Here is a 1,642-nt window from a genome sequence, read left to right as displayed (position 1 = left end):
TCCGTCTGGCCTGCGTGCGCGCCGATGACGGGCGTGCTGCCCGATTTCCGCCGTTATGGCGTGATCTTCTACGCGCGTTGGTCGCCTGAACGGCACGAAGGCATGCGCCTTCGTGTTCTTTTCGTGCCATGGGTTGACCATGATGCAGGGCTGTGCGGAAAGCGGGTTGGCCGTGGCTTGCCAAATGGGCAATCTTCGTGTTTGAGCGAACGGCCAAGGTGTGCAGGAGGCGTATTTGGACCAAGCGGTTAACGCGGCGAATCTCGGGGCCGCAGCGGGCGATCTGTCGATGTGGGCGCTGTTCATGCATGCGTCGATTGTCGTCAAGCTGGTAATGATGGGGCTGGTGACATGCAGTGTGATTGTCTGGGCGATCATATTCGATAAATTCACCACCATCCGCCGGGTCAACCGGTTGGGCAATGATTTCGAGGAACGGTTCTGGGCCGGTGGCAGCCTGGATGACCTGTACGATTCCGATGGCGCGAAACCGGTCCATCCCATGGCGGCGGTCTTTGGCGCGGCCATGGGGGAATGGCGGCGTTCATCACGCATTGCGGGGATCGACCTCGTGCATGGCGGGGTGCAGGACCGTGTCAACCGCGCCATGGCCATTACCATCACGCGTGAGATGGACCGCCTGAACCGGTGGATCATTTTCCTTGCCACCATCGGGCCGGTTGCGCCGTTTATCGGTCTGTTCGGCACGGTGTGGGGGATCATGCACGCATTCGGGTCCATCGCGGCGATGCATAACACCAACCTTTCCGTTGTCGCGCCCGGCATTTCGGAGGCGCTGTTCGCCACCGCCATAGGCCTTGTCACCGCCATTCCGGCGGTCATCGCCTATAACGTGATCAGCAACAGCATGAGCGTGTTCGAAGACCGTCTGGATGCGTTCGGCACGGAATTCGCCGCCATCCTGTCGCGCCAGTCCGAAGAAAGGGGTGCGTAAGCATGGGGGCGAGCCTGAGCGACCTGCGTGGGCGGCGGCGCAAGCGGCGGCCCATGGCGGACATCAACGTCACCCCGCTGGTGGACGTGATGCTGGTGCTGCTCATCATCTTCATGGTGACGGCCCCGATGATGACAAGCGGCGTGAACGTGGACCTGCCCAAGACCGACGCCGCCCCCGTCAATACCGACACCAAGCCCATTACGGTCTCGATCCGGTCCAACGGGGATCTGTACCTGGGTGATGAACCCGTATCGCAGGATGAACTGGTCGACCAGCTCAAGGCCGTGGCGCAGAACGACCGGGAACACCGCATTTTCGTGCGCGGGGATTCCCATATCGATTATGGCCGGGTGATGCAGGTGATGGGGCAGATCACGGCGGGCGGGTTCACGCATGTCGCCCTTCTCGCGCAGCAGCCGCCCGGCGGCGGCAACTGAACCCAATCTGATCGGGGAGCTGTCTGACCGTGGTGCCACCGCGTCGTTCCGAACGCATTCTCATGCGTCGCTCCGTTCTGGTCTCGGGCGGCCTGCATGTCGCCCTGCTGCTGGCGGTCCTGCTCAAGCTGCCCGTGCCGGTTCCGCAGGAACCGCCGCCGCCGCCCACGATCGAGATGGAATTCACGACCGATGGTGGCACTTCAGCCCCCCATAAGGCGACAAGCCCGCGCCCAAACCCGCGCCA

2 protein-coding genes and 2 pseudogenes are annotated in these 1,642 nt (G+C 62.8%); all 4 read left to right on the top strand.

Features of this window, described 5'->3' with window-relative positions; translation table 11 throughout:
• Window positions 1-89 (top strand): annotated as a pseudogene (locus JCM25156_RS31525) (4-hydroxybenzoyl-CoA thioesterase); the annotation flags it as partial.
• A gap of 200 nt (window positions 90-289) precedes the next feature.
• Window positions 290-955, top strand: coding sequence for a protein TolQ (tolQ, locus tag JCM25156_RS15945; RefSeq protein WP_084296534.1), 666 nt, complete (start codon window positions 290-292; stop codon window positions 953-955).
• Between the two features lie 2 nt (window positions 956-957).
• Window positions 958-1,395 (top strand): protein TolR, encoded by a 438-nt coding sequence (gene tolR, locus JCM25156_RS15940; RefSeq protein ID WP_025813880.1) that lies wholly within the window; start codon window positions 958-960, stop codon window positions 1,393-1,395.
• Between the two features lie 29 nt (window positions 1,396-1,424).
• A pseudogene (locus JCM25156_RS25335) lies at window positions 1,425-1,642 on the top strand (energy transducer TonB); the annotation flags it as partial.

This window comes from Komagataeibacter kakiaceti JCM 25156, assembly GCF_000613305.1.
The sequence above is the reverse complement of the archived record's forward strand: the minus strand, read 5'-3'. Positions and strand labels throughout refer to the sequence as shown.